Raw genomic sequence first — 24,987 nt, forward strand, 5'->3', positions numbered from 1 at the left:
AGCTCACTCCTTCAGCGTGTAGGCCCAGACGACCAGCTCGCCCGAGGCCGACCGGCACACCAGCCGGCCCGGCGCGGCCTGACAGTCACCGGTGCCCGGCGGCAGGTCGGCCAGCGGCCGGGGCCCGGGCAATCCCGGCTCGGCGACCGCGACCATGGTACGGGCCCCGGCCGCCACGTCCCGGGTGACCAGCAGGCGGTCACCGTCCGTCCCACCGACGATCCGCCAGCCGTGCAGGTCGGACAGCACGTTCCCGGTCGACGGGTCGACGATGCCGACTGGGTCGGCGCCGCCGTTCGCGGTCCCGTAGGCCAGAGTCATCGCCCCGCGCTGCTCGACGCCGCGCCAGCCGGCCCGGTACCACCGCTCCGCGCCGGTGGCCGGGTCGATGCCACGCACGCCGTCCGGGGAGTTGAGGCAGGCGACCGGCCCGCAGTCGCGTACCTCGTAGGCGGTGTCGGCGGATCGCTGCCACAGCCGCTGCAGGGTGACCGGGTCGTAGGCCGAGATCATCACGCCGTAGCGGCCGAGGTGCCGCAGCAGGACCACGCCGCCGGAGACGGCCGGGTTCTCCGGGCCGTAGTTGGCCGCGGGCAGCTCGGCCGACGCCAGCTTCTGGCCGGTGGCGAGGTCGTGGACGGCGGCGGTGCGGTTGTCGTGCACGAGCATCATCCGGGGGCCCGCGTCGCCGGGGCCGGGCACACCGAGCAGCACCGCGGTGCCGGGTACCTGGACCTCCCAGAGCACTGTGCCGTCGACCGGCTGCAGCGACTGGACCGGGCCCTGGACCCGGCGGTTGGTGCCGCCGCTGCGGACGGCGAAGACGCCGAGCAGCGCGTCGCTGCCGGTCAGGTTCATCACGGTGCCGTCGTGCCGCCAGCGGGTGAGCCCGGTGGCCAGGGAGAGCGCGGTGGTGTTGGGCCGGCCGGGACCGTAGGACGTCCACGGCCGCATCAGCACCAGGCCGTTGGCCGCCCGCAGCCGGTAGGTCGGGCGGTCCGAGGCGATCTGCCAGCGCTCGGTCCCGGTGGCCAGGTCGTACGCCGCCAACGTGCCCTGGGTCTGGGCCAGGAGCTCGTTGTTGTCGGTCAGCGCGTACGTGTCGGCCGGCCCGACCCGCAGCGTGAGCAGCGGCGACAGGGCCGGTGCGGGTGGTGCCGCGGAACCGCCGGCGACCACCAGCACGAGCAGCGCGATCAGCACGGGCGCGAACCAGGGAGCCACCGTCCGGCGGGTCGGCCGGGCGTAGGTCTCCGGCTCGCCGCGGTCGAGACCAAGATCGATAACGATCGTGTTCTCGCCGAAGGTCTCAGCCGCCATGCCATAAAGGTAACGGCTGAATAACGAAAACGCCCGTCCGGCCAAATGGATCAGTGGTAGGCCCGCGCGGCATCCGGGGCGGCGGTCAGGGGACGGGGTCGACGAGAGCCTCGAGCTCGGACACCGCCTCGGTCACCGCGCGGGCGACCTCCTGCGGCGTGAGCCCGAGCGAGGCCAGGATCTCGGCCCGGGTGCCGTGCGGGTGGAAACCGGCCGGCACCGCGAAGTCGCGCAGCGGCGCCCGGACGCCGGCGTCCCGCAGCGCGGCCGCCACGGCCTGGCCGACGCCACCCTCGCGCACGCCGTCCTCCAGGGTCACGACCAGGCGGTGTTCCCGCGCCAGCCCGGCCAGCTCGATCGGCACCGGGCGCACCCAGCGCGGGTCGGCCACCGTCACGCCGTACCCCTGCTCGGCGATCCGCTCGGCCGCCTGCATCCCCAGCGCGGCGAACGCACCGACGGCGACCAGCAGCACGTCCTTGCGGTCGTCCTCGCGGAGCACGTCGATCGGGCCGACCCGACGCAGCGCGGGCAGGTCAGCGGCGACCGAGCCGGTCGGGAAACGCACGATCGTCGGGCCGTCGTCGACCGCGACCGCCTCGCGCACCTCCTCGCGCAGGGTGGTGGCGTCGCGCGGCGCGGCGATCCGCAGCCCGGGCACCACGCCGAAGACGCTGAGGTCCCAGATGCCGTAGTGGCTCGGCCCGTCCGGCCCGGTGACGCCGGCCCGGTCGAGCACGATCGTCACCGGCAGCTCGTGCATGGCCACATCGAGCAGGACCTGGTCGAAGGCCCGGTTGAGGAACGTCGAGTAGAGCGCCACCACCGGGTGCAGCCCGCCCATGGCCAGGCCGGCCGCGCTGGTGATCGCGTGCTGCTCGGCGATGCCCACGTCGTACACGCGGTCCGGGTGTTTGGCGGCCAGCGACGCGATGCCGGTCGGCTCGGCCATGGCGGCGGTGATGCCGACGATGTCCGGCCGCTCGTCGGCGATCGCCACCAGTTCCTCGGCGAACACGTTGGTCCACTTGACCGACGGCTTGGCGGTCAGCGCGCCGGTCTGCGGGTCGAACGCGCCCGGGCCGTGCAGGCAGTCGGCCTCGTCCTGCTCGGCCGGGCGGTAGCCGTAGCCCTTGCGGGTCACCGCGTGCACGATCACCGGCTGGTTGAAGCCCTTGGCCTTGCGCAGGGCCGACTCCATGGCCTGCTGGTCGTGGCCGTCGACCGGGCCGACGTACTTGAGGCCGAGGTCCTCGAACATCGGCTGCGGGCTGACCGCGTCCTTGATGCCGCGCTTGACCGCGTGCAGCACCTCGTAGGCCGGCCGCCCCACGATCGGCGTCGCCCCGAGCGAGTCCTTGACCAGGTCGAGGATTTTTTCGTAGCCCGGGCTGAGTCGCAGCGTGGCCAGGTGGTCGGCCAGGCCGCCGATCGTCGGCGCGTACGACCGGCCGTTGTCGTTGACGACGATGACCAGCCGGTTCCGGGCGGCGGCGATGTTGTTGAGCGCCTCCCAGCACATGCCCCCGGTGAGCGCGCCGTCGCCGACCACGGCCACCGTGTGCCGGTCCTCGCCGCGCAGCGCGAACGCCTTGGAGATGCCGTCGGCGTACGACAGAGCGGTGGACGCGTGCGAGTTCTCGATCAGGTCGTGCTCGCTCTCGGCCCGGCTCGGGTACCCGGAGAGGCCACCCCGCTGGCGCAGCAGGTCGAAGCCGCCCTGCCGGCCGGTCAGCATCTTGTGCACGTACGCCTGGTGGCCGGTGTCGAACAGGACACGGTCACGGGGCGAGTCGAAGACCCGGTGCAGCGCGAGCGTCAGCTCCACCACCCCCAGGTTGGGACCGAGGTGGCCGCCGGTTCGTGACACCTTGGCCACCAGGAAATCGCGGATCTCGGCCGCGAGCAGGGTCAACTGCTCACCGCTGAGGCGCTTGAGGTCGCCCGGGGCGGTGATCGAGCCGAGCAGGCCGTACGGAGTGGGGAGGGCTTCGCTCATGACAGCCGAGTCTATCGGCGCCGCGCCCGGACGCATCCGCCCAACATCGTCCGCCGCTTCAACCTGCACACGATCTACACATAGACCGGGATCGAGTAATGCGTTAGAAACCTCGAATGACCGTCGATTCAACGGCGCCAACCCGCCGTCGTGACCGCTCCCACTTGCTGTACATCGCGGTGCTCATCGCGATGGCCCTGGGTATCGCGGTCGGTTTCCTCTTCCCCGAATTCGGCAAAGAGCTCCGGCCCCTGGGCACCGGCTTCGTCAACCTGATCAAGATGATGATCGCGCCGGTCATCTTCTGCACGATCGTCCTCGGTGTCGGTTCCATCCGGCGCGCGGCCCAGGTCGGCAAGGTCGGCGGCCTGGCGCTGGGCTACTTCCTGATCATGTCCACCGTCGCGCTGGCCATCGGCCTGGTGGTCGGCAACATCCTCAAGCCGGGCGCCGGCCTGCACCTGACCGAGGCGCTCGCCGCGACCGGCAAGGCCCAGGTGGCCAAGGACGCCGAGGGCGCCACCGACTTCGTCCTCGGCATCATCCCGGACACCCTGTTCTCCTCGCTGACCTCCGGCGAGGTGCTCCAGGCGCTGCTGGTGGCCCTGCTGGTCGGCTTCGCCGTGCAGGCGCTGGGCGCCCGGGGCGAACCGGTCATCCGGGGCATCCAGGCCGTCCAGCGGGTGGTCTTCAAGATCCTCGCGATGATCATGTGGCTGGCCCCGATCGGCGCGTTCGGCGCGATGGCGGCCGTGGTCGGCGCCACCGGCTTCGACGCGCTGAAGAGCCTGTTCACGATCATGGTCGGCTTCTACATCACCTGCGCGATCTTCGTGTTCGTGATCCTCGGCCTGCTCCTGCGGCTGTTCGCCCGGCTCAACGTGTTCCGGCTGTTCAAGTACCTGGCCCGGGAGTTCCTGCTGATCCTGTCCACGTCGTCGTCGGAGTCGGCGCTGCCCCGGCTGATCGCCAAGATGGGCCACCTCGGCGTCAGCCGTCCGGTGGCCGGCATCGTGGTGCCGACCGGGTACTCGTTCAACCTGGACGGCACGGCCATCTACCTGACCATGGCCTCGCTGTTCATCGCCGACGCGATGGACAAGCCGATGTCCATCGGCCAGCAGATCGGCCTGCTCGCCTTCATGATCATCGCTTCCAAGGGCGCGGCCGGTGTCACCGGCGCGGGCCTGGCCACGCTGGCCGGTGGCCTGCAGAGCCACCGCCCCGACCTGGTGCCCGGCGTCGGTCTGATCGTCGGCATCGACCGGCTCATGTCCGAGGCCCGGGCGCTGACCAACTTCGCCGGCAACGCCGTCGCCACGGTGCTGGTCGGCAAGTGGACCGGCGAGTTCGACCCCGCGCAGGCCGAGCGGGTGTTCAGCGGCGAGGACCCGTTCGACGAGACGACGTTCTCCGACGAGGCGCACGGCGAGGAGGAGGCGCCGCCTCCCCCTACGACGGAGGAGAAGGTGCCGGCGTAAGCAGCGCCACGCATTCGATGTGCCGGGTCATCGGGAAGCAGTCGTACGCGCGTACCTCGGTCGCCGCCCAGCCGAGCTCCGCGAACGTCCCGATGTCCCGGCCCAGCGCGGCCGGGTCGCAGGCCACGTAGGCCACCGCCCGCGGTCCGGCGGCGGCGATCGCCCGCACCACCTCGGCCCCCGCACCCGAGCGCGGCGGGTCGAGCACGACCAGGTCGACCGGCCCGGTGATCCGCCGCCGGCGCAACGCCCGCTCCACCTTGGCCTCGACCACCTCGACGCCGGGCTGGTCGCTCAGATTGGCCCGGGCCGCGGCCGCGCCCTCGGGCGCCGACTCGACCAGGCTCACCCGGGCCCCGGTCCGCCCGGCCACCGCGGCCGCGAAGAGTCCCGCCCCGCCGTAGAGGTCCCACGCCGTCTCGCCCGGTTGCGGGTCGAGCAGCTCCAGCACCGCACCGGTCAGCGTGTCGGCGGCCGCCGGGTGCACCTGCCAGAAGCTCTCAGCCGGCAGCGTCCAGGCCCGGCCGGCCGCGGTCTCGCGGACCTCGGCCTTGCCGTCCGCGACCACGGCCGGTCCCAGCGCCGGGGCGACCACGTCGATCTCCTCGGCGTCGGGCCAGGTGTGCCCGAGCACGCCGAGTTCCTGGATGTGCGGGTGGGCGATCAGGCAGCGGTCGATGGCCACGACCTCGTGCGAGCGGTGTTTGAGCAGCCCGGGGCGGTCGGCCGCGTCGACCGTGTAACGCACCCGGGACCGCCACCCCAGCAGGCCGCCGGGCAGCCGTCGCACGCGTACCCCGGCCATCTGTTCCTGACTCATCCCGCCGAGCCGGGTCAGCGCCTCGTGCACGACGGCGGTCTTCCAGTCGAGCTGACCGGCGTCGCTCACATGTTGCAGATCACAACCACCACAGAGACCAGGCTTCGCGTACGCACAGGGCGGCGTCACCCGATCGGCGGCGGCGTCGTGGATCTCGATGGCGTCCGCGCGCAGGTAGCCGTGATGCACCTCGGTGATCTCGGCGGTCACCCGCTCGCCGGGCAGCGCGTGCCGGACGAACACCACCCGCCCGTGCTCACCGCCCAGCCGGGCCACGCAGTGCCCGCCGTGCGCCGGCGCACCCACCGTGACCTCGACGGTGTCACCCTCGACGAGCTCGTCGACGACCTGGTCGTTCCCGGCGGTCACGGCGTGACGTCCTCACGCTGCGGCTCCGCGGCCGGCTCGGGGGCCGGCTCGGGAACCGGCTCGGGAACCGGGCGCGACCGTGGGCCCCGCTGCGGCGCCCGGCTCAGGTCCCGGTCGAACCGATCCAGGTCCTTGTCCTGGCTGGACCGCAGCTGCCAGGGCACGCTGGTCACCATCACGCCCGGCTCGAACAGCAGCCGCCCCTTGATCCGCAGCGCGCTCTGGTTGTGCAGCAGGTTCTCCCACCAGCGGCCGACGACGTATTCCGGCACGAACACGGTCACCACGTCCCGGGGCGAGCCGCGGCGCACGCTCTTCACGAAGTCGATGATCGGCCGGGTGATCTCCCGGTAGGGCGAGTCGACCACGGTCAGCGGCACCGGCACCTGGCGGCGCTCCCACTCCTGCTGAATCTTGCGGGTGTCCTTGTCGTCCACGTTCACGGTCACCGCGGTCAGCGTGTCGGGGCGGGTCGCCTGGGCATACGCGATGGCACGCAGGGTCGGCAGGTGCACCTTGCTGACCAGCACGACGGCATGGTTGCGGGACGGCAGCACCGGCCGCTCGTCGGTCGGCTCGAGCTCGGCCGAGACGCGCGTGTAGTGCTTCCGGATGCCGAGCATGGTCACGTAGATGACGATCATGCCGGCGATCGCGATCCAGGCCCCGAGCAGGAACTTGGTGATCAGTACGACGATCAGCACGGCGCCGGTGAGCCCCATGCCGAACGTGTTGATCGCCCGGGACCGGACCATCTGCCGCCGGCGATTCGGATCTCGCTGGGTACGCAGCAGCCGGTTCCAGTGCCGGATCATGCCCGCCTGGGACAGCGTGAACGACACGAACACGCCCACGATGTAGAGCTGGATCAGCCGGGTCACCTCGGCCTCGAACGCCACGATCAGGATCATCGCGGCGATGGCCAGGAAGATGATGCCGTTGCTGAACGCCAGCCGGTCGCCCCGGGTGTGCAGCTGACGCGGCAGGTAGCGGTCCTGGGCCAGGATCGAGCCGAGCACCGGGAACCCGTTGAACGCGGTGTTGGCCGCCAGGAACAGGATCAGGGCGGTGACCGCGCCGACCAGGTAGAGCAGGATCGAGCCGCTGCCGAACACGGTCTCGCCGAGCTGGGTGGTCACGGTCTTCTGCACATAACCGGGCGGGCCGCCGACGATCTGCGCCGGGTCCTCGACGAACTGCAGGTGGGTGGCCCGGGCCAGGACCACGATGCCGACCAGCATGACGATCGCGATGCTGCCCAGCAGCAGCAGGGTGGTGCCGGCGTTCTTGCTCTTCGGAGGCTTGAAGGCGGGCACGCCGTTGGAGATGGCCTCCACCCCGGTGAGCGCCGCGCAGCCGGAGGAGAACGTCCGCAGCAGCAGGAAGACGAAGGCGAAGCTGGTCAGGTGCCCCTCCTCGGCCGCGATCCGCAGCGTGGCGCTGGGCGCCTGGAGGTCCTGCCCGAGTACGAAGACCCGGACCAGCCCGGTCAGCACCATCCCGACGATGATGACGATGAACGCATAGGTCGGGATGGCGAACGCGGTGCCCGACTCGCGCAGGCCGCGCAGGTTCATGGCGGTGAGCAGGGCCACCGCGGCCAGGGCGATACCGATCTTGTGCTCGGCGACGAACGGGACGACCGAGCCGAGGTTGTTCACCCCGGCGCTGATCGACACCGCCACCGTCAGGATGTAGTCGACCAGCAGCGCCGAGGCCACCGCCACGCCGAACCGGGGGCCCAGGTTGACCGTGGCGACCTCGTAGTCGCCGCCGCCGGACGGGTAGGCGTGCACGTTCTGCCGGTAGCTCGCCACCACCGTGACCATCACCACCGCCACGGCCAGCGTCACCCAGGGTGAGAAGAGATAGGCGCCCGCGCCGGCGATGGACAGGGTCAGAAGGATCTCGTCGGGGGCGTAGGCCACGCTGGAGAGCGCGTCGCTGGCGAAGACGGGCAGCGCGATCCGCTTCGGCAGCAGCGTGTGCTGCAGCCGGTCGGAGCGGAACGGCCGGCCGACCAGCAGCCGCTTGACGAGTGAGGTGGGACGTGCCACAAGCGCCAAGCGTACGGCGGGTCGCCACGCCTCGTCGGCCGCCCCGCCCCACGGCGTCCCGGCGGTCATGGGACGCTTTGCATGACCGCTCGTAATCCCACTCGGAAGGCCGACGATCTTGCACGTGGTGATCATGGGGTGTGGCCGCCTCGGGTCCACGCTCGCGCACAAGCTCGACGCGCAGGGCCACACCGTGGCGGTGATCGATCAGAACGCCGACGCCTTCCGCCGGCTGGGCGCCGAGTTCAGCGGCACCACGGTCACCGGCATCGGCTTCGACCGCGACACCCTCCGCGAGGCGGGCATCGAGCGGGCCGACGCCTTCGCCGCCGTCTCCAGCGGCGACAACTCCAACATCATCTCGGCCCGGCTGGCCCGCGAGACGTACGGCGTGTCCCGGGTCGTCGCCCGCATCTACGACTCGCGCCGCGCCCTGGTCTACGAGCGCCTGGGCATACCGACAGTGGCGACCATCCGGTGGGCGGCCGACCGCATGGTCCGGCACCTGATCCCGGAGGGCACGGTCGAGGTGTTCCGCGACCCGACCAGCTCGATCTCGATCGTCGAGGCCCCGCTGCACCGCGATTGGGTCGGCAACACCGTCAGCCGCTTCGAGGACGCGTCCGGCGCCCGGGTGGCCTACCTGATGCGCTTCGGCATCGGCTCGCTGCCCACCCCGTCCACCGTCCTGCAGGACGGCGACCAGGTCTTCGTGCTGGTCACCGACGAGACCGTCGGACCGGTGCTGTCGATCGCCTCGTCCGCCGCCCAGGGAGGTCACTGACCATGCGGATCGCCCAGATCACGCTTTCCGGCCCGCCGCCGGCCCCGAGCGGAGGTCACTGACCATGCGGATCGCCATCGCGGGCGCGGGCAACGTCGGCCGGTCCATCGCCCAGGAACTGATCGGCAACGGGCACCAGGTGATGCTCATCGAGCGGCAGCCCCGCCAGCTGCGCCCCGAGCGGGTGCCCGACGCCGAGTGGGTCCTCGCCGACGCCTGCGAGGTCAGCAGCCTCGAGGAAGCCGACCTGGCCGCCTGCGACGTGGTGGTCGCGGCCACCGGCGACGACAAGGCCAACCTGGTCGTGTCGCTGCTGGCCAAGACCGAGTTCGCGGTCGGCCGGGTGGTGGCCCGGGTCAACCGGGCCGAGAACGAGTGGCTGTTCAACGAGCAGTGGGGCGTCGACGTCGCGGTGAGCAAGCCGCGTCTGATGGCCGCCCTGGTCGAGGAGGCGGTCACGGTCGGCGACCTGGTCCGGATCATGACGTTCCGCCAGGGCGAGGCCAACCTGGTCGAGATCACCCTGCCCGCCGACGCCCCGTTCGTGGGCGAGCCGGTCCGCAGCGTGCCCCTGCCCCGCGACGCCGCGCTGGTGACGATCCTGCGCGGCAAGCGGGTGCTGGTGCCCACCCCGGACGACCCGCTGGAGGCGGCCGACGAGCTGATCTTCGTCTGCACGGCCGAGGTGGAGGAGCAGGTCCGCGCGGTGATCCTCGGGTCGGAGGAACCCACCGACCCTACGGAGTGAGCGCCGCCTGCTGCCGGCGGGTGACCCGGCGGACCACCCAGACCGTGAAGGCGAAGGTCGCGGCGTAGATCGGCCAGCTGATCACGATGCGTACCACGCCCAGCGCGGTGGCCTGGTCGGCCAGGTAGAGCACGCCCTGCACCCCGGCCCGCACGAACAGCGACGCGGCCCAGACCAGGCTCAGCCACTGGAACGTGCGGAACAGTTCCTTGTTGTCGAACCAGTCGTGCTTGCCCTTGTTGGCCAGCACTCCCCACACGTACCCGATGATGGGTTTGCGGATCGCCACCGAGACGATCAGCGCCACCACCTGGGCCAGGGTCAGCAGGATGCCGGGCAGATAGAAGTCCTTGGCGTCACCCGAACGCCAGGCCAGCCAGGCGCCCAGCGCGATGCCGAAGATGCCGTTGACCGCGTGCCGGATCGGCTCCTTGCGCAGCAGGCGGTAGACGCCGATCAGCACCGCCGTGCCCACCGCGCCTCCGATCGCCCAGTACAGCGCGGTGCGCTTCTCCAGGCCGGCCACGTTGTCGCCGAGCAGCACGTTGAGCAGCACGAAGGCGAGCACCGGGACGCTCGACTCGATCAGGCCGCGGACCCCGCCCAGCTGCTCCGAGATCTGCTCGGACATCGAGGGGAAGGGCTCGTCGTCGTCCTCGGCGGTGCTGGGGGCCGGGGCCGGGTGCAGGTCCTGGGCCTCGACGATCTCCTCGGCGACCCGGTCCATCCCCTCGTCCGGTGGGGCGGCGTGTCGGGGTTCGCTCCCGGATGTCAACGCGGCGCCTCCAGCTCGTAGAACGGGTTGTAGATGACCTTGCGGTCGTCGCGGATCGCGATCCGCCCGCGCACGGTGAGCTGCCGCCCCGGCTCGATCCCGGCGATCGACCGCCGGCCCAGGAAGACCAGGGTGACCACGTCGCTGCCGTCGTAGAGGTCGGCCTCGAGCGTCGGCAGATTGGTACGCGGGGTGTACGCCACCGTCCTGAGCCGGCCGGAGACCGACACCACCTGGCCGCGGCTGCACTGGCCGGCCGGGATGGCGCCGCACTTGGCGCTCTCCCGTTGCAGCTCCTCGGCCTGCAGCTCGTCCTCCGAGGCGGTCAGGCGCTCGAAGAACCGGCGCAGGCCGGTGGTGCGTTCGGCAGACATCATTTCACGGTACGCCGTTCACGCTCTCCCGGTTCAGCCCGGCTGCTGCTCTTGCGCCTGTTCGGCCATTTCCGGAGGCAGGCGTACGGGCAGCGGCTCACGCACCGGGCGCGGCTCGTCGTCACGGACCACCACCAGCCCCTCCAGGCACTCCCACAGCACCGGCGCGTGGGCCGCGTCGGAGGCCACCGGGCCCTGGAAGGTGGCCCGGACGAACCAGCGCGGCCCGTCCACCCCGACATACCGCACGTCGACCAGCTGACCCTGCGGATCGGGCAGCTGGGCGACCAGTTCGGTGCCGTACCGCCCGTGGTCCTCGTGTACGCCCAGCCCGCCGGCCTTCATCTCGCGCAGCATCTCGGCCCGGACCTCGTCCCAGATTCCCTCGGTCCGCGGGGCGGCGAACACGCCGAACTCCACCGCGCCCGCCCCGGACACCAGCACCACGTGCTCGACGTTGCCGTCCGGGCCGGCCTGCACCCGCACCTCGACGCCCTCGACCGCCGGGATCTGCATGCTGCCGAGGTCGAGCCGGGCCACACCCTCCGGCGCCCACTGCTCGTCCCACGGGCCGAACTCGGGCTTCTGCGGGCCGCCGGAAGTCATGCTGTACGCCAGGGCCTCGGACTGCGGCGCGTCGTCCGGCCGGACATGGCGCGGCCGCTTACGGAATGGCATGGGGGGTCACCTCTCGGAAAGCCTCGTGTCCGCCGGTCGAGCCGTGCCCGCCGGCGCCCCGGACCGTGTCCGGCAGCTCGTCGACGACGTGGAAGGCGGCGCGCTCGACCCGCTGCACCAGCAACTGGGCGATGCGGTCACCGCGGGAGATCTCGACCGTGGCGGCCGGGTCGTGATTGATCAGGTTCACCAGGATCTCGCCGCGATATCCGGAGTCGACCGTACCGGGCGCGTTGAGCACCGTGACGCCGAGGCGGTGGGCCAGCCCGGACCGCGGGTGGACCAGGCCGACGAAGCCCTCCGGCAGGGCGATCGCGACGCCGGTCGGCACCAGGCGGCGCTCGCCCGGCGCCAGCACGACGTCCTCGGCGGCGACCAGGTCGGCGCCGGCGTCGCCGGGGTGCGCGTACGCGGGCAGCGGCAGGTCCGGATCGAGCCGGCGGACCATCACGTCCACAGCTTCAGGCCTCTCGGTCGTCTCTCGTGAGCGGCGTCCACCCTGCCATCCTGCCGCACCGCCGGGCGGCGCCGCGCCGTACCCTCACCGGGTGACAACCGACGCGGCCACGGTCACCTACACCGAGCGCCTCCGGGTCCCGTGGTGGTCCTGGCCGCTGGGGCTGGCCGGCGGCGGATTGATCGCCGTGGAGATCTGGATGGGCGCCGGCGGGGTCCGGGCCTGGGTGCCGTTCGCCGTGGCGCTGCCGCTGACCGTGGCGCTCATGCTCTGGGTCGGCCGCATCCGGGTGGCCGTCACCGCGGGCGAGTTCCGGGTCGACGACGCCCGGCTGCCGCTCGCCGTCATCAGCGAGGTCGTCGCCCTCGACGCGGCGGGCAAACGGGAAGCACTGGGCGTGGGCTCGCACCCGCTGGCCTTCGTCGTCCAGCGTCCCTGGATCGGCGGCGCCGTCCAGGTCGTCCTGAACGATCCGGCCGACCCGACCCCGTTCTGGGTGATCAGCACCCGGCACCCGGTCCGGTTGGCCGCAGCGCTGCGGGAGTCAGCCCAGCGATAACTTCGGTTGCCGGCACCCGGCACCCGATCCGCCTGGCCGCAGCGTGGCCGGAGTCAGGCCGGCGGCAGCTCACGCTTGCCCTTGCCCGGGTGTTTACGCAGGTCCTTCTTGAGCTCCTCGCCCAGTTTGTGGGTGGCCCGGCGGTTGAGGTACCCGGCCACCGCCGCGCCGGTCAGCAGCGGTCCCAGGGTGGTCAGTTGCCGCCCGAACCGCTTGAGCAGGGTGGTCTGCAGTTCCTTGCGAGCGGCCGTACCCAGCACCGACGCCACACCCACCCCCGGCACCAGCGGGTTGACGCCACGCTGGGAGGCCCACGATTGCAGCAGGGTGGAGGCACGCTGGGCGGCCGTGCCGGTGATCGGCCGGCCGTAGATCTCGTGCAGCTCGCCGATCAGCTTCAGCTCGATCGCCACCACCGCGATCGTCTCGGCCGTGAGCAGTACGGGCGCGGACAGCAACGTGGGCGTCACGGTCCACTGCACGGACGCGACACCGCCCCCCGCCGCGCCGATCCCGGCGGTGGACCGCGCGGCGTTGCGGATCAGCCGCTCGGCCAGCTCGTCGTCGCTCAGGCCGCCGAAGTGCGAGCGCAGAGTGTCGAGGTCACGGATCGGCACGTGCGGTGCGATGTCGCCGACCACGTCGGTCATCCACTGCACGGCCGCCTTGGGCCGGAACACCTTGCCCAGCCCACGCTCGCGGACGTTGCCCACGAGGCGGCCGAGCAGTCGGCGGCGCCCGGCCGGCTCGAGGTCGCTGCGGGCGAGTTCAGCGACCGTCTTGCCGATACCGGCGTCGTCAGTTTCCGCCTGCGGCTGGTTGGTCGGTCCCGGTGTTTCGGACGGTTCCGGACTCATGGCTCCGGTCTCGGGTGTGGTCATTGTCGTCCTCCCCGTCCTCTTGTTTCACCGCGTACCGGCCCAGTCAAACAGGCCTGTGCGTGACCCGCAGGTCAGGCGCACTCACGGCAGATCAGATCCCCGTTGCGTTCCGCCGCCAGCTGGCTGCGATGATGCACGAGGAAACAGCGGGAGCAGCGGAACTCGTCGGTCTGCATCGGCAGAACCTTGACGGTGAGTTCCTCGTCGGCCAGGTCAGCGCCGGGGAGCTCGAAGCTCTCCGCCACCTCGACCTCGTCGACATCCACTGCCCCCGACTGCGAGTCGGCTCGGCGGGACTTCAACTCCTCGAGGCTGTCCTCGCCGAGGTCGACCTCGTCGCGACGCGGGGCGTCGTAGTCGGTGGCCATCGGTCTTCACTCTCCTGTATCGATGTGTCACTTGGCGTTAGTAACGCCGGTGACGTCTTCCTGGTTCCCGGTTCCCGCGGACTTTTCTTACTCACCCGTTCAGTGGAGAGCGACTGCCGCCCAGGACGTCTCCACCCCCTCGTGGATATGTCCCGGCGAGCGCGGTACCTTACCGCTCCCGTAGGACGGTTGTACGCACGCAGGCGGCTCATTGTTCCCGATGTGACTGAGGCGACATCAAGGTAGGGGCACCAGCGCGTGGATCATCGTCGGCGCGCCGGAAGTATCTCCTGTTTCCGCAGGGTTGGCGGGCAGACGCTAACCTCACCTCATTCCCCATCGAGGCACATGTACTGGAGCCGAGCAGTATGAGTTTTGCGCGCGTCCGAGCGTTCGTCGTCCTCGGCGTCCTCGGTGTGGCCGCGGTCGTCTTCGTCGTGGTCGCGCTGGTCCGTGACACCCAGGGCGGTGCCTCGGCCGACGGCGGTTGCCCCGAGGGCGCCCCGCTGGCGAACATCACGCTCCCCGACGACACCGACGAGGTCAAGATCCGGGTCCTGAACGGGACGAAGACGGCCGGCCTGGCCGACCGGGTCAGCGACGACTTCAAGAACCGGGGCTTCCAGGTGCAGCCCCCACGGGAGAGCAAGACCAAGTTCCCACGGGTGGCCATCCTCCAGTACGGACCCAAGGCGGTCGGCAACGCTCAGCTGATCAACGCGTACTTCCTGGGCCGGGCCAAGACCGAGTACAGCGCCAAACGCACCAACGACGTGATCGACATCATCATCGGTGATCAGTACCGGCAGCTCGCCACCAGCACCGAGGTCAACCAGTCGCTGGTCGAGCTGAGCGAGCCCGATCTCCCGCCGGGCGCCTGCCCCGCCCCGCCCCCGGAGAAAAAGAAGGAAGAGGACGACAAGTAACGTCGCGCCTCCCCCCACCCCGAACTGCCCGATCACAGCCCCGCTGCCCCCGACCGCCCGCCCCGGCTGTTTCGTTTCGTGCAGTGGAGCGGCCGGCGGGCGGTCAGGGGCCACCGGCGGCGTCGAGCTCGCTGAGGGCGTCGTGCAGCGGCCCCCACAAGGCCGGCGGCGCCGCGATCAGCATGTCCTTGCCCGCCGGATCGCCGTCGAGTCCGGACACGCGCAGACCGGCCTCGGTCGCCACCAGGCCGCCGGCGGCGTGGTCCCACGGGTTGAGGCCCTTCTCGAAGTACGCGTCCAGCATCCCCTCGGCCGCCATGCACAGGTCGACCGAGGCGGCGCCGATCCGGCGGATGTCCCGCACCCGGGTGAGCAGCGCGGCCACCACCCGGCCCTGATGGGCGCGACGGGCCGCGTCATAGCCGAAGCCGGTGCCGACCAGGGCCTGGTCCAGGTCGGTACGCACCGAGCCGCTCAGCCGACGGCGTACACCGGTTTCGGCTACGACCCGCCAGGCGCCTCCGCCCAGGGTGGCCGTCCACTCGTCGCCGGTGGCCGGGTTGTGCACCACGCCGGCCACCACCACGCCGTCCACCTCGGCGGCCAGCGACACCGCCCACGAGGGCAGCCCGTAGAGGTAGTTCACGGTGCCGTCGATCGGGTCGAGGATCCAGCGGACGGCACCGGGCTCGGGTGCGGCGCTGTCCCCGTACTCCTCGCCGAGGACGCCGTCGCCGGGCCGCTCGGCCCGCAGCGCCTCGATCACCTGACGCTCCACCGCCCGGTCGGCGGCTGTGACCACATCGGTATCTGTGCTCTTGGTCTGCACATCGTGGATGGCCTCGGCGCGCATCCGGACGGCCGTCGCGGCGGCCGCACGAGCGGTCCGCACCGCGAGCGACAGCAGCTCGTCGGGTGTCGATGTTCCGGGAATGTCGGTCACCTCCAGCGTGATTTGGCATTACCATTCTGCCGCCGGCACGCAGCAAGACCCCCTCGCGACGGGCCGGTGGCGTGCGGCGACGGGAGGATCTCGTCCGACGGCGCTACAATTCACCCCTGCCACCGATGAACGGGCTCCCAGCGACGGGCCGAGTCCGGGATTCTGGGGGCTCCCACCAACCACCGGCCAGCCTCCTCGCCGTGCGCTGTGCTGGGCATCAGGCCGTGCTACTCGCCCTCCGGAAGGTCATTCGTGACAGAAGCCCACCAGACCGGTGCCGACGTTCGCTCCCTCACCGAGGCCCTGATCGCCCATGCTCAGGGCGCGGGCGGGCAGATCACGGCATCCCAGGTCGCGAAGACTGTCGAGTCCGCCGAGGTGACCCCGCTCCAGGCGAAGAAGATCGTCCGGGCGCTGGTGGACGCCGGCGTCACAGTGGTCGTCGACTCGGCCCCCGCCGCCGCTCCCCGCCGCAAGGTCGCCGCCGCCCGGGCCGCAACGCCCGCCTCCAAGGCCACCACGGCCAAGGCCGCGCCCGCCGCCAAGGCCGCACCGGCGCCGGCTCCGGCCGCCGACGGTGCCGCACCGGCCAAGAAGGCCGCCAAGAAAGCCGCCGCCAAGAAGGCGGCCCCCGCCAAGAAGGCCGCCGCCGGTCCCGGCAAGGCGACGAAGGCGACCGAGGGCCCTGAGGGTGAGGGTCCCGCCGACGGCGAGGAGATCGATCCCGAGGAACTCGCCGCCGACATCGAGGATGTCGTCGTCGAGGAGCCGCCCGCGATGGTCCGGGCCGCCGCCACCGACGCCGCCAGCTCGGCCACCGACGGCGACTTCGAGTGGGACGACGAGGAGTCCGAGGCGCTCAAGCAGGCCCGGCGCGACGCCGAGCTCACGGCGTCGGCCGACTCGGTCCGCGCGTACCTCAAGCAGATCGGCAAGGTCCCCCTGCTGAACGCCGAGCAGGAGGTCGAGCTGGCCAAGCGGATCGAGGCGGGGCTGTACGCGGCCGAGCGGCTGCGCGGCTTCGACGAGGGCGAGGAGAAGCTCGAGCGGACGATGGAGCGCGACCTGCGCTGGATCGGCCGCGACGGCGAGCGGGCCAAGAACCACCTGCTCGAGGCCAACCTGCGGCTCGTGGTCTCGCTGGCCAAGCGCTACACCGGCCGCGGCATGGCCTTCCTCGACCTGATCCAGGAAGGCAACCTCGGCCTCATCCGCGCCGTCGAGAAATTCGACTACACCAAGGGCTACAAGTTCTCCACGTACGCCACCTGGTGGATCCGGCAGGCCATCACCCGCGCCATGGCCGACCAGGCCCGCACCATCCGCATCCCGGTGCACATGGTGGAGGTCATCAACAAGCTCGGCCGCATACAGCGTGAGCTGCTCCAGGACCTGGGCCGCGAGCCCACTCCGGAAGAGCTGGCCAAAGAGATGGACATCACGCCGGAAAAGGTGCTGGAGATCCAGCAGTACGCGCGGGAGCCCATTTCCCTCGACCAGACGATCGGTGACGAGGGCGACAGCCAGCTCGGCGACTTCATCGAGGACTCGGAGGCCGTGGTCGCGGTCGACGCGGTGTCCTTCTCGCTGCTGCAGGACCAGCTCCAGCAGGTTCTGCAGACGCTCTCCGAGCGTGAGGCGGGCGTGGTCCGGCTGCGCTTCGGACTGACCGACGGCCAGCCGCGTACGCTGGACGAGATCGGCCAGGTCTACGGGGTGACCCGGGAACGGATCCGGCAGATCGAGTCCAAGACGATGTCGAAGCTCCGCCACCCGTCCCGTTCGCAGGTCCTCCGCGACTACCTGGACTAGGGTTTCTAGTCAACCTTTCGTGTCGGAATGGTCACCACACGTACAACACACGGTGGTGATCAGACCGTTGTACTCGCGAGATCGTTGACGTGGCACCCTTGGGGGACGGCACACTTGCCGGACCACATGTGACTTGGGTCCCCCCGGGGCACAGTGGGAAGGCTCGCACGAGCACCGATGTTGCACCATGGGTGAGCAGTAACCGAGGAACAAGTTCATCGGTGACGACCAGAGGAGGAAGGCGATGACCCCGACTCTCACGCCGCCGGCGGGAAGTTTGGCCGGCACAGCTGCCGATGAACGGTGCGACCGCTGCAATGCAGCCGGGAAGCTCCGTTTGACCTTGGCGGGTGGCGGTGAGCTCGTTTTCTGCGGGCACCACGCCAACCGCTACGCCGAGGATCTCGTGAAGATCGCGGTTCAGTACAAGGCTGATCCCGAGTTCGACTGGCGCGGTGCGGACATGATGTCCTCCAGCTCCAACTGAACTTCCCCCGCACCCAAGGCTTCAAAAGGGGGCGCTCTCGGTGTGGAGCGCCCCCTTTTCATGTCCTGGGTCTGAGTGGTCGATCACCAGTCCGACCTAATACGCACTAGAGCGTCTGCACGGTGGCGATGCGCTCTTCGAGTTGCTCGATCGTGGCCTGGGCGCTCGGCGGCCCGCCGCAGATCCGGCGCAGCTCAGCATGGATCTTGCCGTGCGGCAGACCGGTGCGGTGGTGGTGGGCCGCGACCAGGGTGTTGAGCTGGCGGCGGAGGCTGACCCGCTTCTCCCCCGCGCTCAGGTTCACCGGCTCGCGGGGAGCCGGCACCGCCTCGGCCACCGGAGCGCTGCGTTTGGCCTTCTTCTCGGCCGCCAGTTGCTCGGTCTGGCGCTTGCTGAGCAGCGCGGTGACCTGGTCCGGGGTCAGGAGGCCGGGCAGGCCCAGGTATTCCTCCTCCTCGGGCGTACCCGTCCGCGCGCCCATCCCGAACGACGTGCCGTCGAAGATCACCTGGTCCAGTTCGGCGGTCGCGGACAGCGCCTCGAACTGCTTCTCCAGCTCGCCCTCGGCCTTCTCCTCGCGCTGGGCCCGCTCGAGCAGGTCGTCGTCCAGGCCGTCCGGGTCCTTGGGCGCGCCCAGGATGTGGTCGCGCTGCGCCTCCATCTCGCCGGCCAGGCCGAGCAGGTGCGGGACGCTGGGCAGGAACACCGTCGCCGTCTCGCCCTCGCGCCGGGCCCTTACGAAACGGCCGATCGCCTGGGCGAAGTAGAGCGGGGTGGAGGCGCTGGTGGCGTACACCCCGACGGCCAGCCGCGGAATGTCCACGCCCTCCGACACCATCCGCACCGCGACCATCCAGCGCTGCTCGGACAGGGCGAAGGTGGCGATCCGCTCCGACGCTCCCGCGTCGTCGGAGAGGACCACGACGGCCTTCTCACCGGTGATGGTCTCCAGGAGTTTCGCGTACGCCCGGGCGGTCTGCTGATCGCTGGCGATGACCAGGCCACCGGCGTCGGGAATGCCGTGATTGCGGAGTTTGGTGAGCCGCGCGTCGGCCGCCCGCATCACCTGCGGCATCCAGTCGCCACGATGGTCCAGGGCGGTGCGCCAGGCCTGCGCGATCAGGTCCTTGGTCATCGGCTCGCCCAGCCGGGCCGCCAACTCGTCACCGGCGTTGGTCCGCCAGCGGGTCTCGCCCGAGTAGGCCATGAACAGCACCGGCCGGACGACGCCGTCGCGCAGCGCGTCCGAGTAGCCGTAGACCGAGTCGGCCCGCGAGCGCTGCAGGCCGTCCTGGCCCCGCTCGTAGAGGACGAACGGGATCGGGTTCTCGTCCGACCGGAACGGCGTACCGGTCAGCATCAGCCGGCGCTCGGCCTCGTCGAAGGCGCTCTTCACGCCGTCGCCCCAGGTGCGGGAGTCGCCGGCATGGTGGATCTCGTCCAGGATCACGAAGGTGGACCGGGTCATCGTCCGCCGCCGGTGCACCGCGGGGGCCATGCCGACCTGGGCGTAGGTCAGGACCGCGCCGTGGAAGTCGCGCGACGAATGCACGTCGGAGTTGCGGAACGAGTGGTCCAGCTGGATGCCGACCCGGGCCGCGGCGTGCGCCCACTGCGTCTTCAGGTGCTCGGTCGGACAGACCACGGTGACCGCCTCGACGGTGCCGTCGGCCAGCAGCTCGGCCGCGATGCGCAGCGCGAACGTGGTCTTGCCGGCACCGGGCGTGGCGACCGCCATGAAATCCGGGGAGCGCCGGCGCAGGTATTCCACCAGTGCCTTGCGCTGCCAGGCCCGCAGAGGCGGGAAGGTCTCCAGATCCGGTAGCGGCGGAGTCAAGCTGCAGCAACCCTTCGTAGACCAAAAAACGGCCCCCGCGGAAACCCGGCGGAGGCTGAGCCAGCATATCGAGGATGGGCCGGATGTGACGGCAGAGGCCGATGGTGTGCCCGGCCGCACACGAACGGCGGCCACGCCCGACCAGACTGGTCAGGCGGCCGGCCGCCGCGCGGGGTTGTCGCTGCTCAGTGCTTCATGGCGTCGTAGATCTCCTTGCACGCCGGGCACACGGGCGACCCGGGCTTCGGGGTCTTCGTCACCGGGAATTTCTCCCCGCACAGCGCGATCACGAAGGTGCCCATCACGGCACTTTCCGCGATCTTCTCCTTGCGCACGTAGTGGAACATCTCGGGCCCGGTGTCCGCATCCTTGGTCTCCGGGCGCTCCAGGATCTGCGTGCTCACGGTATCTGCCTCTCGTAACGGTCAATCGCTTTGGCGTGCCGCCGGCCCGCACATGGACGTGGCCCCCGTTCGGCGGACGAAGCTCCAAACGACAAGTCTGACACCTCTCGCCTGGTCGGTCCAACGACCATGGCGCTTCCGGGCACCGTACGGTTGCCCTCGTGACCGACTTCGCGATTCAGTACGGCGAGCACGTGACCCGCGCGCGCCGGGACGGGCGGCCAGTCGTCGCCCTCGAGAGCACGATCATCTCGCACGGGCTGCCGCACCCCGACAACGTGCGGGTGGCCCACGAGATCGAGTCGACCGTACGGGACAACGGTGCCGTTCCCGCCACCATCGGGATGATCGGTGGCAAACTGGTCGTCGGGCTGTCCGCCGAGCAGATCGAACACCTGGCCCAGCCCGGCGAGACCGCCAAACTCTCGGTACGCGACCTCGCGGTGGCCGCCGCGACCGGTGCCGACGGCGCCACCACCGTGGCCGCGACCAGCGCGGTGGCCGCCGCGGCGGGCATCGGGGTGTTCGCCACCGGCGGCCTGGGCGGGGTGCATCGCCAGGCCAGCAGCACGTTCGACGAATCGGCCGACCTGACGACGCTGGCGCGTACCCCCATCGCGGTGGTCTGTGCCGGGGTGAAATCGATCCTCGACGTGGGCGCGACCCTGGAACGGCTGGAGACCCTCGGCGTGGCCGTGGCGGGCTACCGGACCAGGCGGTTCCCCGGCTTCTTCATCACCGACGGCGGCCACGACCTGGACTGGGCGCTCGACTCGCCGGCCCAGGTGGCGGCCGCGATGAAGGCCCGCGACGAGCAGGGCGTCAGCCCGGGCGCGCTGATCGTGGCCAACCCGCTGCCGATCGACGAGCAACTCGACATCGGCCTGCACGACCGCACCCTGGCCGAGGGGCTGGCGCGGCTGGCCCAGGAACACATCACCGGCAAGGCGGTCACACCGTTCCTGCTGGCCCACTTCCACACCAGCACGCAGGGGCAGAGCCTGGCCGTCAACGTACGCATCATCCTGCGCAACGCCGCCCTGGCCGCCCAGATCGCCGTCGCCGCCGCACCCGCCCCCGCACCGCTGGGCTTCTCCGTACCCGCATGAGCCGCGTCCTCGTCGTCGGCGACCTGATCACCGACGTGGTGGTCGTGCCCGACGGCGAGATCGAGGCCGGCACCGACACGCTCGCCGCGATCACGCCCTCGGGCGGCGGGCAGGGGGCCAACACGGCCGCCTGGCTGGCCCACGCCGGCGCTCCGGTCACCCTCATCGCGTCGGTGGGCGACGACGCGGCCGGCCGGGACCGCGTCGCCGAGCTCACCGGGGCCGGTGTGAACTGCGCGGTACGGGCGCACCCGTCCGCGCGTACCGGCACGGTCGTGGTCCTCGCGACCCCGCACGAGCGCACCCTGATCACCGACCCCGGCGCCTGCCTGCTGCTCGGCCCGGCCGACGTCCGGGCCGCTGTAGTCGCCGCCGACGACCCCGTCCACCTGCACCTTTCCGGCTATGTGCTGCTCAACGAGGGCTGCCGGCAGGCCGGGCGGGCGGCGCTGGCCGCGGCCCGGGAGCGTGGCCTCACGATGAGCGTCGACGCGTCCTCGGCGGCCCCGCTGCGCCGTACGCCGTCGTTCCCCGACTGGATCCGCGGCGCCGACCTGCTCCTCGCCAACGCCGACGAGGCGACCGTGTTGGCCGGGCCCGGCACCCCGGCCGAGCAGGCCGTCCGCCTGACCGCCCACGCCCGCAACGTGGTCGTGAAGCTGGGCGCCAAGGGCGCGGTCTGGGCCGGCCCGGACGGCGAGGTGGTCACCCTGCCGCCGCCGTCCCCCGTGGTCGTGGCCGAGCCGACCGGCGCCGGCGACGCCTTCGCGGCCGGCCTGCTGCGGTCCTGGTGCACCGGCGCGTCACCGGCCGAGGCCCTGTCCGCGGGCGCCGCCCTGGGCGCGGCCGCGGTCACCAAGGTGGGGGCGCGCCCCTAGTCGTCGGCGTCGATCACGCGGGGCGGCTGCTCGGCCCGCTCGGGCTCGATCATCCGCTGGTCGACCTGGTGCCGGGAGGCGGCCCGCTCGGCCTTGGTCTTGGCCGGCCGGTCGTTCGCGATCAGCACCGCCATCCACGGCAGAATCACCATGCCCGCCGCGCACAGGATCAGCCACAGCGGCAACAGCGGCGGCCGCACGCTGATCAGCACCGCACCCGTGATCAGGCAGGCGGCCCGCAGCGCCATCATCGACACATAGCGGATCTCCCGGCTGCGGAGCTGATCGCCCTGGCTGCGGGCGGCGTCGGTGATCACCGTGGGCCGCTCCTGCTGCTTCTTCACGCTGTCTCCGATCGACCCCTCATCCTTGCACCGTCTGCCCCGTACTGCCCACCTTGCCGGAGTCGATGCACAACCGTGGGGGTCAGGCCTTGGCCGCCGCCTTCATCTCCTTCTTGTACGCCCGGACCTTCTCCAGCGACCCCGGGTCGACGATGTCCGCCACCGACCGGTGCGACCCTTCCTCGCCGTAGTGGCCCGCTGCCTCCCGCCAGCCGTCCGGCCGCACCCCGAACCGCTTGCCGAGCAGCGCGGTGAAGATCTGCGACTTCTGCCGGCCGAACCCGGGCAGCGACGACACCCGCTTGACCAGCTCGGCCCCGGTGCCCGCGTCTTTCCACAGGCCGGCCGCGTCGCCGTCGTACCGCTCGACCAGCACCCGGCACACCTCCTGGACCCGCCCGGCCATCGCCTTGGGGAACCGGTGCAACGCCGGCGGCGTCGCGAACACCGCGATCAGCGCGTCCGGGTCGTAACCGGCCAGCTCCTCCGCGGTCGGCACATGGCCGAGCCGCTGCGACAGCACGTACGGTGAGCTGAACGCCTTCTCCAATTTGTCCTGCTGGTCCAGGGTCATCCCGATCAGCAGCGCCAACGGATCGGTGGAGAGCAGCTCATTGGCCGCGGCGTCGATCGGCAGCGACATAGCCATTCTGGTCCTGTCCTTCCCGGCGACGGTCTTCGGACACGTCGGCTTCTCTACGGTGCCGATAGATGTCATCCTCGTTCCGCAACGGAGCCAGGCCGCCGGGGATGGAGACAACTACAGCATGGCGCAGTCAGTTGTTCCAGCCGTCGGCGACCGGTGGATCTACCACTTCACCCATGTCGACAACCTCGGAGCGATTCGGGCCGCAGGCTTGCTGCGCTGCGACTCGGTAGCTCGCGAGGGGATGACGAGGACTGAGGTCGGGGATCCGGACATCAAGGAGTCGAGGCGGCGGCGCGTTATTCCCATCGAGCCCGGTGGTCGAGTCGGCGACTATGTCCCGTTCTACTTCGCGACCCGGTCACCGATGATGTACCGCATCGCGTGCGACCGCCGCGACAGCATCCCCAACCGCTACTCCGGCGGCGACAAATCACTCATCTACCTCGTGACGACCGTGGGCGCAGTGATCGACGGCGGCTCAACATGGGTCGCGACAGACGGCAACGCCGCGACGGCAACGACCGAGTTCACCGCTGACCTGCAGGACATGAATCGGATGGTCGACTGGCCCCTTATGTCGGCTCAGCGCTGGAACAGCACACAGGAAGATCTGGACCGTCAGCGGAGACGACAGGCCGAGTTCCTGGTCTACGGCGAGTTGCCGTTGACCGTCATCCGATGGGTCGCCGTGCAGAACGACGAACTCGCGTCTCAAGTCGGTAAACTTCTAGTGGATCATGCGCTGGCACAGCGAATTGTTGTCAGACCCAGCTGGTACTACGGCTATGAGCGGAGGTGAGGAACGTGATCGAACCTGGCACCGGCAACCTACTGACGTCCGACGTTGAGGCACTCGTCAACACTGTCAACACCGTCGGTGTCATGGGCAAGGGGATCGCGCTGCAGTTCAAGCGAGCGTTTCCCGCGAACTTCCGCGCGTACCAGGCCGCCTGCGAACGCGGTGACGTGCGACTGGGCCGCGTCTGGGTCTTCGACACCGGCGTTCTGGGGCCGCGACGATATGTGCTCAACTTTCCGACCAAGCAGCACTGGAGAAGTTCCTCGCGGCTGGAGGACGTGTCCGCCGGATTGAAGTCTCTGGTCAGAACGGTTGACGAGCTCGGCATCAAGTCCATAGCCATACCGGCTCTCGGCTGTGGCAACGGTGGCCTCTCATGGGATGAGGTCCGCCCGTTGATCGAGCAGGCATGTGCCCAGATGCCGGACGTACGAGCCGTTGTCTTCGCGCCCGCGGGAGCGCCGTCCCCGCAAGCAATGCCTAACGCGACGCCGCAGACCCCACTGACGCGGCCGCGGGCCCTGCTGGTCGCTGCCATCAGCCGTTACCTCGGACGCGCGCGGCTCCAAGAGGTGCGTAACGGCATCAGCGAGCTCGAGATCCAGAAGCTCGCCTATTTCCTGCAAGCTCTCGGCGCACCGTTGAGGCTCGACTTCGTGCGCGGAACTTACGGACCGTACGCTCCGGCGCTGGGACAGACGTTGGACGCGATGGAAGGTCACCACCTCACCGGCCTGGGTGACAGGTCGGCCCGCGTGACCGAGTTCGTACCGATCAACCCTCTTCGCGAGAGTGCCGAAGCCGCTGACGACCTGCTGAGCCGCCATGGGGATGATCAGGAGCGGTTGGACGCACTACTTCGCCTGGTCGACGGCTTTGAGACTCCGTACAGCCTCGAGTTACTCGCAACGGTTCACTTCGCGTCGACGCACAGCCCTGAGACCGCCGATCCGCGAGCGCTGGCCGATCGAGTCGCGTCCTGGAGTCTTCGCAAGGCTCGTATGTTCACGCCCAGGCACGTCGCTCTGGCGGCTCAGCGACTTGCCGAGGTTCGGCTCCTGCCGACATCGGCGACCGCCAGTTAGCGTCTGGACCCACGCGAATTCTGAAGCTCCGGAGCAGCTGCTGG

26 protein-coding genes are annotated in these 24,987 nt (G+C 70.6%); 11 read left to right on the plus strand and 15 right to left on the minus strand.

What is annotated here, in order from left to right; translation table 11 throughout:
- Positions 1 to 3 precede the first annotated feature (3 nt).
- The gene (locus tag ACGFIO_RS09015; RefSeq protein WP_392823996.1) at positions 4 to 1,320 is read right to left on the minus strand and encodes a PQQ-binding-like beta-propeller repeat protein; all 1,317 of its coding nucleotides are present in this window, start codon (positions 1,318 to 1,320) and stop codon (positions 4 to 6) included.
- An 85-nt stretch (positions 1,321 to 1,405) separates the two neighbouring features.
- Positions 1,406 to 3,319 (minus strand): 1-deoxy-D-xylulose-5-phosphate synthase, encoded by a 1,914-nt coding sequence (gene dxs / locus ACGFIO_RS09020; protein ID WP_392824000.1) that lies wholly within the window; start codon positions 3,317 to 3,319, stop codon positions 1,406 to 1,408.
- A gap of 116 nt (positions 3,320 to 3,435) precedes the next feature.
- On the opposite strand from dxs, the gene ACGFIO_RS09025 reads away from it, so the two are divergent.
- Positions 3,436 to 4,800: a cation:dicarboxylate symporter family transporter gene (locus ACGFIO_RS09025; protein WP_392824003.1), complete on the plus strand. Its 1,365-nt coding sequence runs from the start codon at positions 3,436 to 3,438 to the stop codon at positions 4,798 to 4,800.
- Here the strand turns inward: ACGFIO_RS09025 and ACGFIO_RS09030 are convergent.
- Positions 4,772 to 5,989 carry a class I SAM-dependent RNA methyltransferase gene (locus ACGFIO_RS09030; RefSeq protein ID WP_392824005.1) on the minus strand — a complete coding sequence of 406 codons (1,218 nt, stop codon included), beginning with the start codon at positions 5,987 to 5,989 and terminating at the stop codon, positions 4,772 to 4,774. The two genes, ACGFIO_RS09025 and ACGFIO_RS09030, sit on opposite strands and share 29 nt — an antisense overlap.
- Positions 5,986 to 8,046 (minus strand): APC family permease, encoded by a 2,061-nt coding sequence (locus ACGFIO_RS09035; RefSeq protein ID WP_392824007.1) that lies wholly within the window; start codon positions 8,044 to 8,046, stop codon positions 5,986 to 5,988. The genes ACGFIO_RS09030 and ACGFIO_RS09035 overlap by 4 nt, the downstream gene beginning before the upstream one ends.
- Positions 8,047 to 8,164: 118 nt before the next feature.
- On the opposite strand from ACGFIO_RS09035, the gene ACGFIO_RS09040 reads away from it, so the two are divergent.
- Both ACGFIO_RS09040 and ACGFIO_RS09045 read left to right on the plus strand, forming a co-directional pair.
- On the plus strand, positions 8,165 to 8,830 hold the full coding sequence (locus tag ACGFIO_RS09040) for a potassium channel family protein (RefSeq protein ID WP_392824010.1): 666 nt from the start codon (positions 8,165 to 8,167) through the stop codon (positions 8,828 to 8,830).
- A gap of 58 nt (positions 8,831 to 8,888) precedes the next feature.
- A complete protein-coding gene (locus ACGFIO_RS09045) occupies positions 8,889 to 9,578 on the plus strand; it encodes a potassium channel family protein (RefSeq protein ID WP_392824358.1) in 690 nt (229 codons plus the stop codon).
- Here the strand turns inward: ACGFIO_RS09045 and ACGFIO_RS09050 are convergent.
- Genes ACGFIO_RS09050 through dut form a run of 4 tightly spaced genes read right to left on the minus strand, consistent with a single transcriptional unit; the run spans position 9,568 to position 11,853 of the window.
- Complete coding sequence (locus tag ACGFIO_RS09050) at positions 9,568 to 10,305, minus strand: DUF3159 domain-containing protein (protein WP_392824361.1); 738 nt, start codon at positions 10,303 to 10,305, stop codon at positions 9,568 to 9,570. The two genes, ACGFIO_RS09045 and ACGFIO_RS09050, sit on opposite strands and share 11 nt — an antisense overlap.
- A gap of 44 nt (positions 10,306 to 10,349) precedes the next feature.
- Positions 10,350 to 10,727: an OB-fold nucleic acid binding domain-containing protein gene (locus tag ACGFIO_RS09055; RefSeq protein WP_392824012.1), complete on the minus strand. Its 378-nt coding sequence runs from the start codon at positions 10,725 to 10,727 to the stop codon at positions 10,350 to 10,352.
- A 33-nt stretch (positions 10,728 to 10,760) separates the two neighbouring features.
- Positions 10,761 to 11,405, minus strand: coding sequence for a DUF3710 domain-containing protein (locus ACGFIO_RS09060; protein WP_392824014.1), 645 nt, complete (start codon positions 11,403 to 11,405; stop codon positions 10,761 to 10,763).
- The gene (dut, locus tag ACGFIO_RS09065) at positions 11,392 to 11,853 is read right to left on the minus strand and encodes a dUTP diphosphatase (RefSeq protein WP_392824364.1); all 462 of its coding nucleotides are present in this window, start codon (positions 11,851 to 11,853) and stop codon (positions 11,392 to 11,394) included. The genes ACGFIO_RS09060 and dut overlap by 14 nt, the downstream gene beginning before the upstream one ends.
- Positions 11,854 to 11,953: 100 nt before the next feature.
- On the opposite strand from dut, the gene ACGFIO_RS09070 reads away from it, so the two are divergent.
- Positions 11,954 to 12,421: a DUF3093 domain-containing protein gene (locus tag ACGFIO_RS09070; protein WP_392824017.1), complete on the plus strand. Its 468-nt coding sequence runs from the start codon at positions 11,954 to 11,956 to the stop codon at positions 12,419 to 12,421.
- A 53-nt stretch (positions 12,422 to 12,474) separates the two neighbouring features.
- Here ACGFIO_RS09070 and ACGFIO_RS09075 read toward each other — a convergent pair whose 3' ends face one another.
- Together ACGFIO_RS09075 and ACGFIO_RS09080 are read right to left on the minus strand one after the other, a co-directional pair.
- Positions 12,475 to 13,302 carry a hypothetical protein gene (locus ACGFIO_RS09075; RefSeq protein WP_392824019.1) on the minus strand — a complete coding sequence of 276 codons (828 nt, stop codon included), beginning with the start codon at positions 13,300 to 13,302 and terminating at the stop codon, positions 12,475 to 12,477.
- Positions 13,303 to 13,373: 71 nt separating this feature from the next.
- On the minus strand, positions 13,374 to 13,670 hold the full coding sequence (locus ACGFIO_RS09080) for a DUF4193 domain-containing protein (RefSeq protein ID WP_285683063.1): 297 nt from the start codon (positions 13,668 to 13,670) through the stop codon (positions 13,374 to 13,376).
- A gap of 368 nt (positions 13,671 to 14,038) precedes the next feature.
- Here ACGFIO_RS09080 and ACGFIO_RS09085 point away from each other — a divergent pair, with 368 nt between their 5' ends.
- The gene (locus ACGFIO_RS09085) at positions 14,039 to 14,596 is read left to right on the plus strand and encodes a LytR C-terminal domain-containing protein (protein WP_392824022.1); all 558 of its coding nucleotides are present in this window, start codon (positions 14,039 to 14,041) and stop codon (positions 14,594 to 14,596) included.
- A 103-nt stretch (positions 14,597 to 14,699) separates the two neighbouring features.
- On the opposite strand, the gene ACGFIO_RS09090 is transcribed toward ACGFIO_RS09085, so the two are convergent.
- A complete protein-coding gene (locus ACGFIO_RS09090) occupies positions 14,700 to 15,530 on the minus strand; it encodes an inositol monophosphatase family protein (RefSeq protein WP_392824365.1) in 831 nt (276 codons plus the stop codon).
- A gap of 261 nt (positions 15,531 to 15,791) precedes the next feature.
- Here ACGFIO_RS09090 and ACGFIO_RS09095 point away from each other — a divergent pair, with 261 nt between their 5' ends.
- Entirely contained in the window at positions 15,792 to 17,351 is a 1,560-nt protein-coding gene (locus ACGFIO_RS09095; RefSeq protein WP_392824024.1) for an RNA polymerase sigma factor, read from the plus strand.
- A 244-nt stretch (positions 17,352 to 17,595) separates the two neighbouring features.
- Entirely contained in the window at positions 17,596 to 17,838 is a 243-nt protein-coding gene (locus ACGFIO_RS09100; protein ID WP_392824027.1) for a hypothetical protein, read from the plus strand.
- Between the two features lie 106 nt (positions 17,839 to 17,944).
- Here ACGFIO_RS09100 and ACGFIO_RS09105 read toward each other — a convergent pair whose 3' ends face one another.
- Together ACGFIO_RS09105 and ACGFIO_RS09110 are read right to left on the minus strand one after the other, a co-directional pair.
- The gene (locus ACGFIO_RS09105) at positions 17,945 to 19,675 is read right to left on the minus strand and encodes a DEAD/DEAH box helicase (protein WP_392824029.1); all 1,731 of its coding nucleotides are present in this window, start codon (positions 19,673 to 19,675) and stop codon (positions 17,945 to 17,947) included.
- A 185-nt stretch (positions 19,676 to 19,860) separates the two neighbouring features.
- Positions 19,861 to 20,079: a DUF3039 domain-containing protein gene (locus ACGFIO_RS09110; protein WP_392824032.1), complete on the minus strand. Its 219-nt coding sequence runs from the start codon at positions 20,077 to 20,079 to the stop codon at positions 19,861 to 19,863.
- 161 nt (positions 20,080 to 20,240) lie between these two features.
- Here ACGFIO_RS09110 and ACGFIO_RS09115 point away from each other — a divergent pair, with 161 nt between their 5' ends.
- Together ACGFIO_RS09115 and ACGFIO_RS09120 are read left to right on the plus strand one after the other, a co-directional pair.
- A complete protein-coding gene (locus ACGFIO_RS09115; RefSeq protein WP_392824034.1) occupies positions 20,241 to 21,188 on the plus strand; it encodes a pseudouridine-5'-phosphate glycosidase in 948 nt (315 codons plus the stop codon).
- Entirely contained in the window at positions 21,185 to 22,066 is an 882-nt protein-coding gene (locus ACGFIO_RS09120; RefSeq protein WP_392824037.1) for a carbohydrate kinase family protein, read from the plus strand. The genes ACGFIO_RS09115 and ACGFIO_RS09120 overlap by 4 nt, the downstream gene beginning before the upstream one ends.
- On the opposite strand, the gene ACGFIO_RS09125 is transcribed toward ACGFIO_RS09120, so the two are convergent.
- Positions 22,063 to 22,410, minus strand: a complete 348-nt coding sequence (locus ACGFIO_RS09125; RefSeq protein ID WP_392824040.1) for a DUF3099 domain-containing protein — start codon at positions 22,408 to 22,410, stop codon at positions 22,063 to 22,065. The two genes, ACGFIO_RS09120 and ACGFIO_RS09125, sit on opposite strands and share 4 nt — an antisense overlap.
- A gap of 82 nt (positions 22,411 to 22,492) precedes the next feature.
- Complete coding sequence (locus ACGFIO_RS09130) at positions 22,493 to 23,059, minus strand: HhH-GPD-type base excision DNA repair protein (RefSeq protein ID WP_392824043.1); 567 nt, start codon at positions 23,057 to 23,059, stop codon at positions 22,493 to 22,495.
- Here ACGFIO_RS09130 and ACGFIO_RS09135 point away from each other — a divergent pair.
- Both ACGFIO_RS09135 and ACGFIO_RS09140 read left to right on the plus strand, forming a co-directional pair.
- Complete coding sequence (locus ACGFIO_RS09135; protein ID WP_392824044.1) at positions 23,025 to 23,858, plus strand: DUF4433 domain-containing protein; 834 nt, start codon at positions 23,025 to 23,027, stop codon at positions 23,856 to 23,858. The genes ACGFIO_RS09130 and ACGFIO_RS09135 overlap by 35 nt on opposite strands.
- Before the next feature lie 5 nt (positions 23,859 to 23,863).
- Positions 23,864 to 24,943, plus strand: a complete 1,080-nt coding sequence (locus ACGFIO_RS09140; protein ID WP_392824046.1) for a macro domain-containing protein — start codon at positions 23,864 to 23,866, stop codon at positions 24,941 to 24,943.
- The last annotated feature ends 44 nt before the right edge of the window (positions 24,944 to 24,987 follow it).

Origin of the sequence: Actinoplanes sp. NPDC049265 (assembly GCF_043197135.1) — a bacterium.
Classification (GTDB): domain Bacteria; phylum Actinomycetota; class Actinomycetes; order Mycobacteriales; family Micromonosporaceae; genus Actinoplanes.

Bases quoted from the DNA above. Each gene is read 5' to 3' on its own strand.
- ACGFIO_RS09015 (WP_392823996.1), bottom strand. From the start codon at position 1,320: ATGGCGGCTGAGACCTTCGGCGAGAACACGATCGTTATCGATCTTGGT.
- dxs (WP_392824000.1), bottom strand. From the start codon at position 3,319: ATGAGCGAAGCCCTCCCCACTCCGTACGGCCTGCTCGGCTCGATCACC.
- ACGFIO_RS09025 (WP_392824003.1), top strand. From the start codon at position 3,436: ATGACCGTCGATTCAACGGCGCCAACCCGCCGTCGTGACCGCTCCCAC.
- ACGFIO_RS09050 (WP_392824361.1), bottom strand. From the start codon at position 10,305: ATGGACCGGGTCGCCGAGGAGATCGTCGAGGCCCAGGACCTGCACCCG.
- ACGFIO_RS09055 (WP_392824012.1), bottom strand. From the start codon at position 10,727: ATGTCTGCCGAACGCACCACCGGCCTGCGCCGGTTCTTCGAGCGCCTG.
- ACGFIO_RS09060 (WP_392824014.1), bottom strand. From the start codon at position 11,405: ATGCCATTCCGTAAGCGGCCGCGCCATGTCCGGCCGGACGACGCGCCG.
- dut (WP_392824364.1), bottom strand. From the start codon at position 11,853: ATGGTCCGCCGGCTCGATCCGGACCTGCCGCTGCCCGCGTACGCGCAC.
- ACGFIO_RS09075 (WP_392824019.1), bottom strand. From the start codon at position 13,302: ATGACCACACCCGAGACCGGAGCCATGAGTCCGGAACCGTCCGAAACA.
- ACGFIO_RS09080 (WP_285683063.1), bottom strand. From the start codon at position 13,670: ATGGCCACCGACTACGACGCCCCGCGTCGCGACGAGGTCGACCTCGGC.
- ACGFIO_RS09085 (WP_392824022.1), top strand. From the start codon at position 14,039: ATGAGTTTTGCGCGCGTCCGAGCGTTCGTCGTCCTCGGCGTCCTCGGT.
- ACGFIO_RS09100 (WP_392824027.1), top strand. From the start codon at position 17,596: ATGACCCCGACTCTCACGCCGCCGGCGGGAAGTTTGGCCGGCACAGCT.
- ACGFIO_RS09120 (WP_392824037.1), top strand. From the start codon at position 21,185: ATGAGCCGCGTCCTCGTCGTCGGCGACCTGATCACCGACGTGGTGGTC.
- ACGFIO_RS09130 (WP_392824043.1), bottom strand. From the start codon at position 23,059: ATGGCTATGTCGCTGCCGATCGACGCCGCGGCCAATGAGCTGCTCTCC.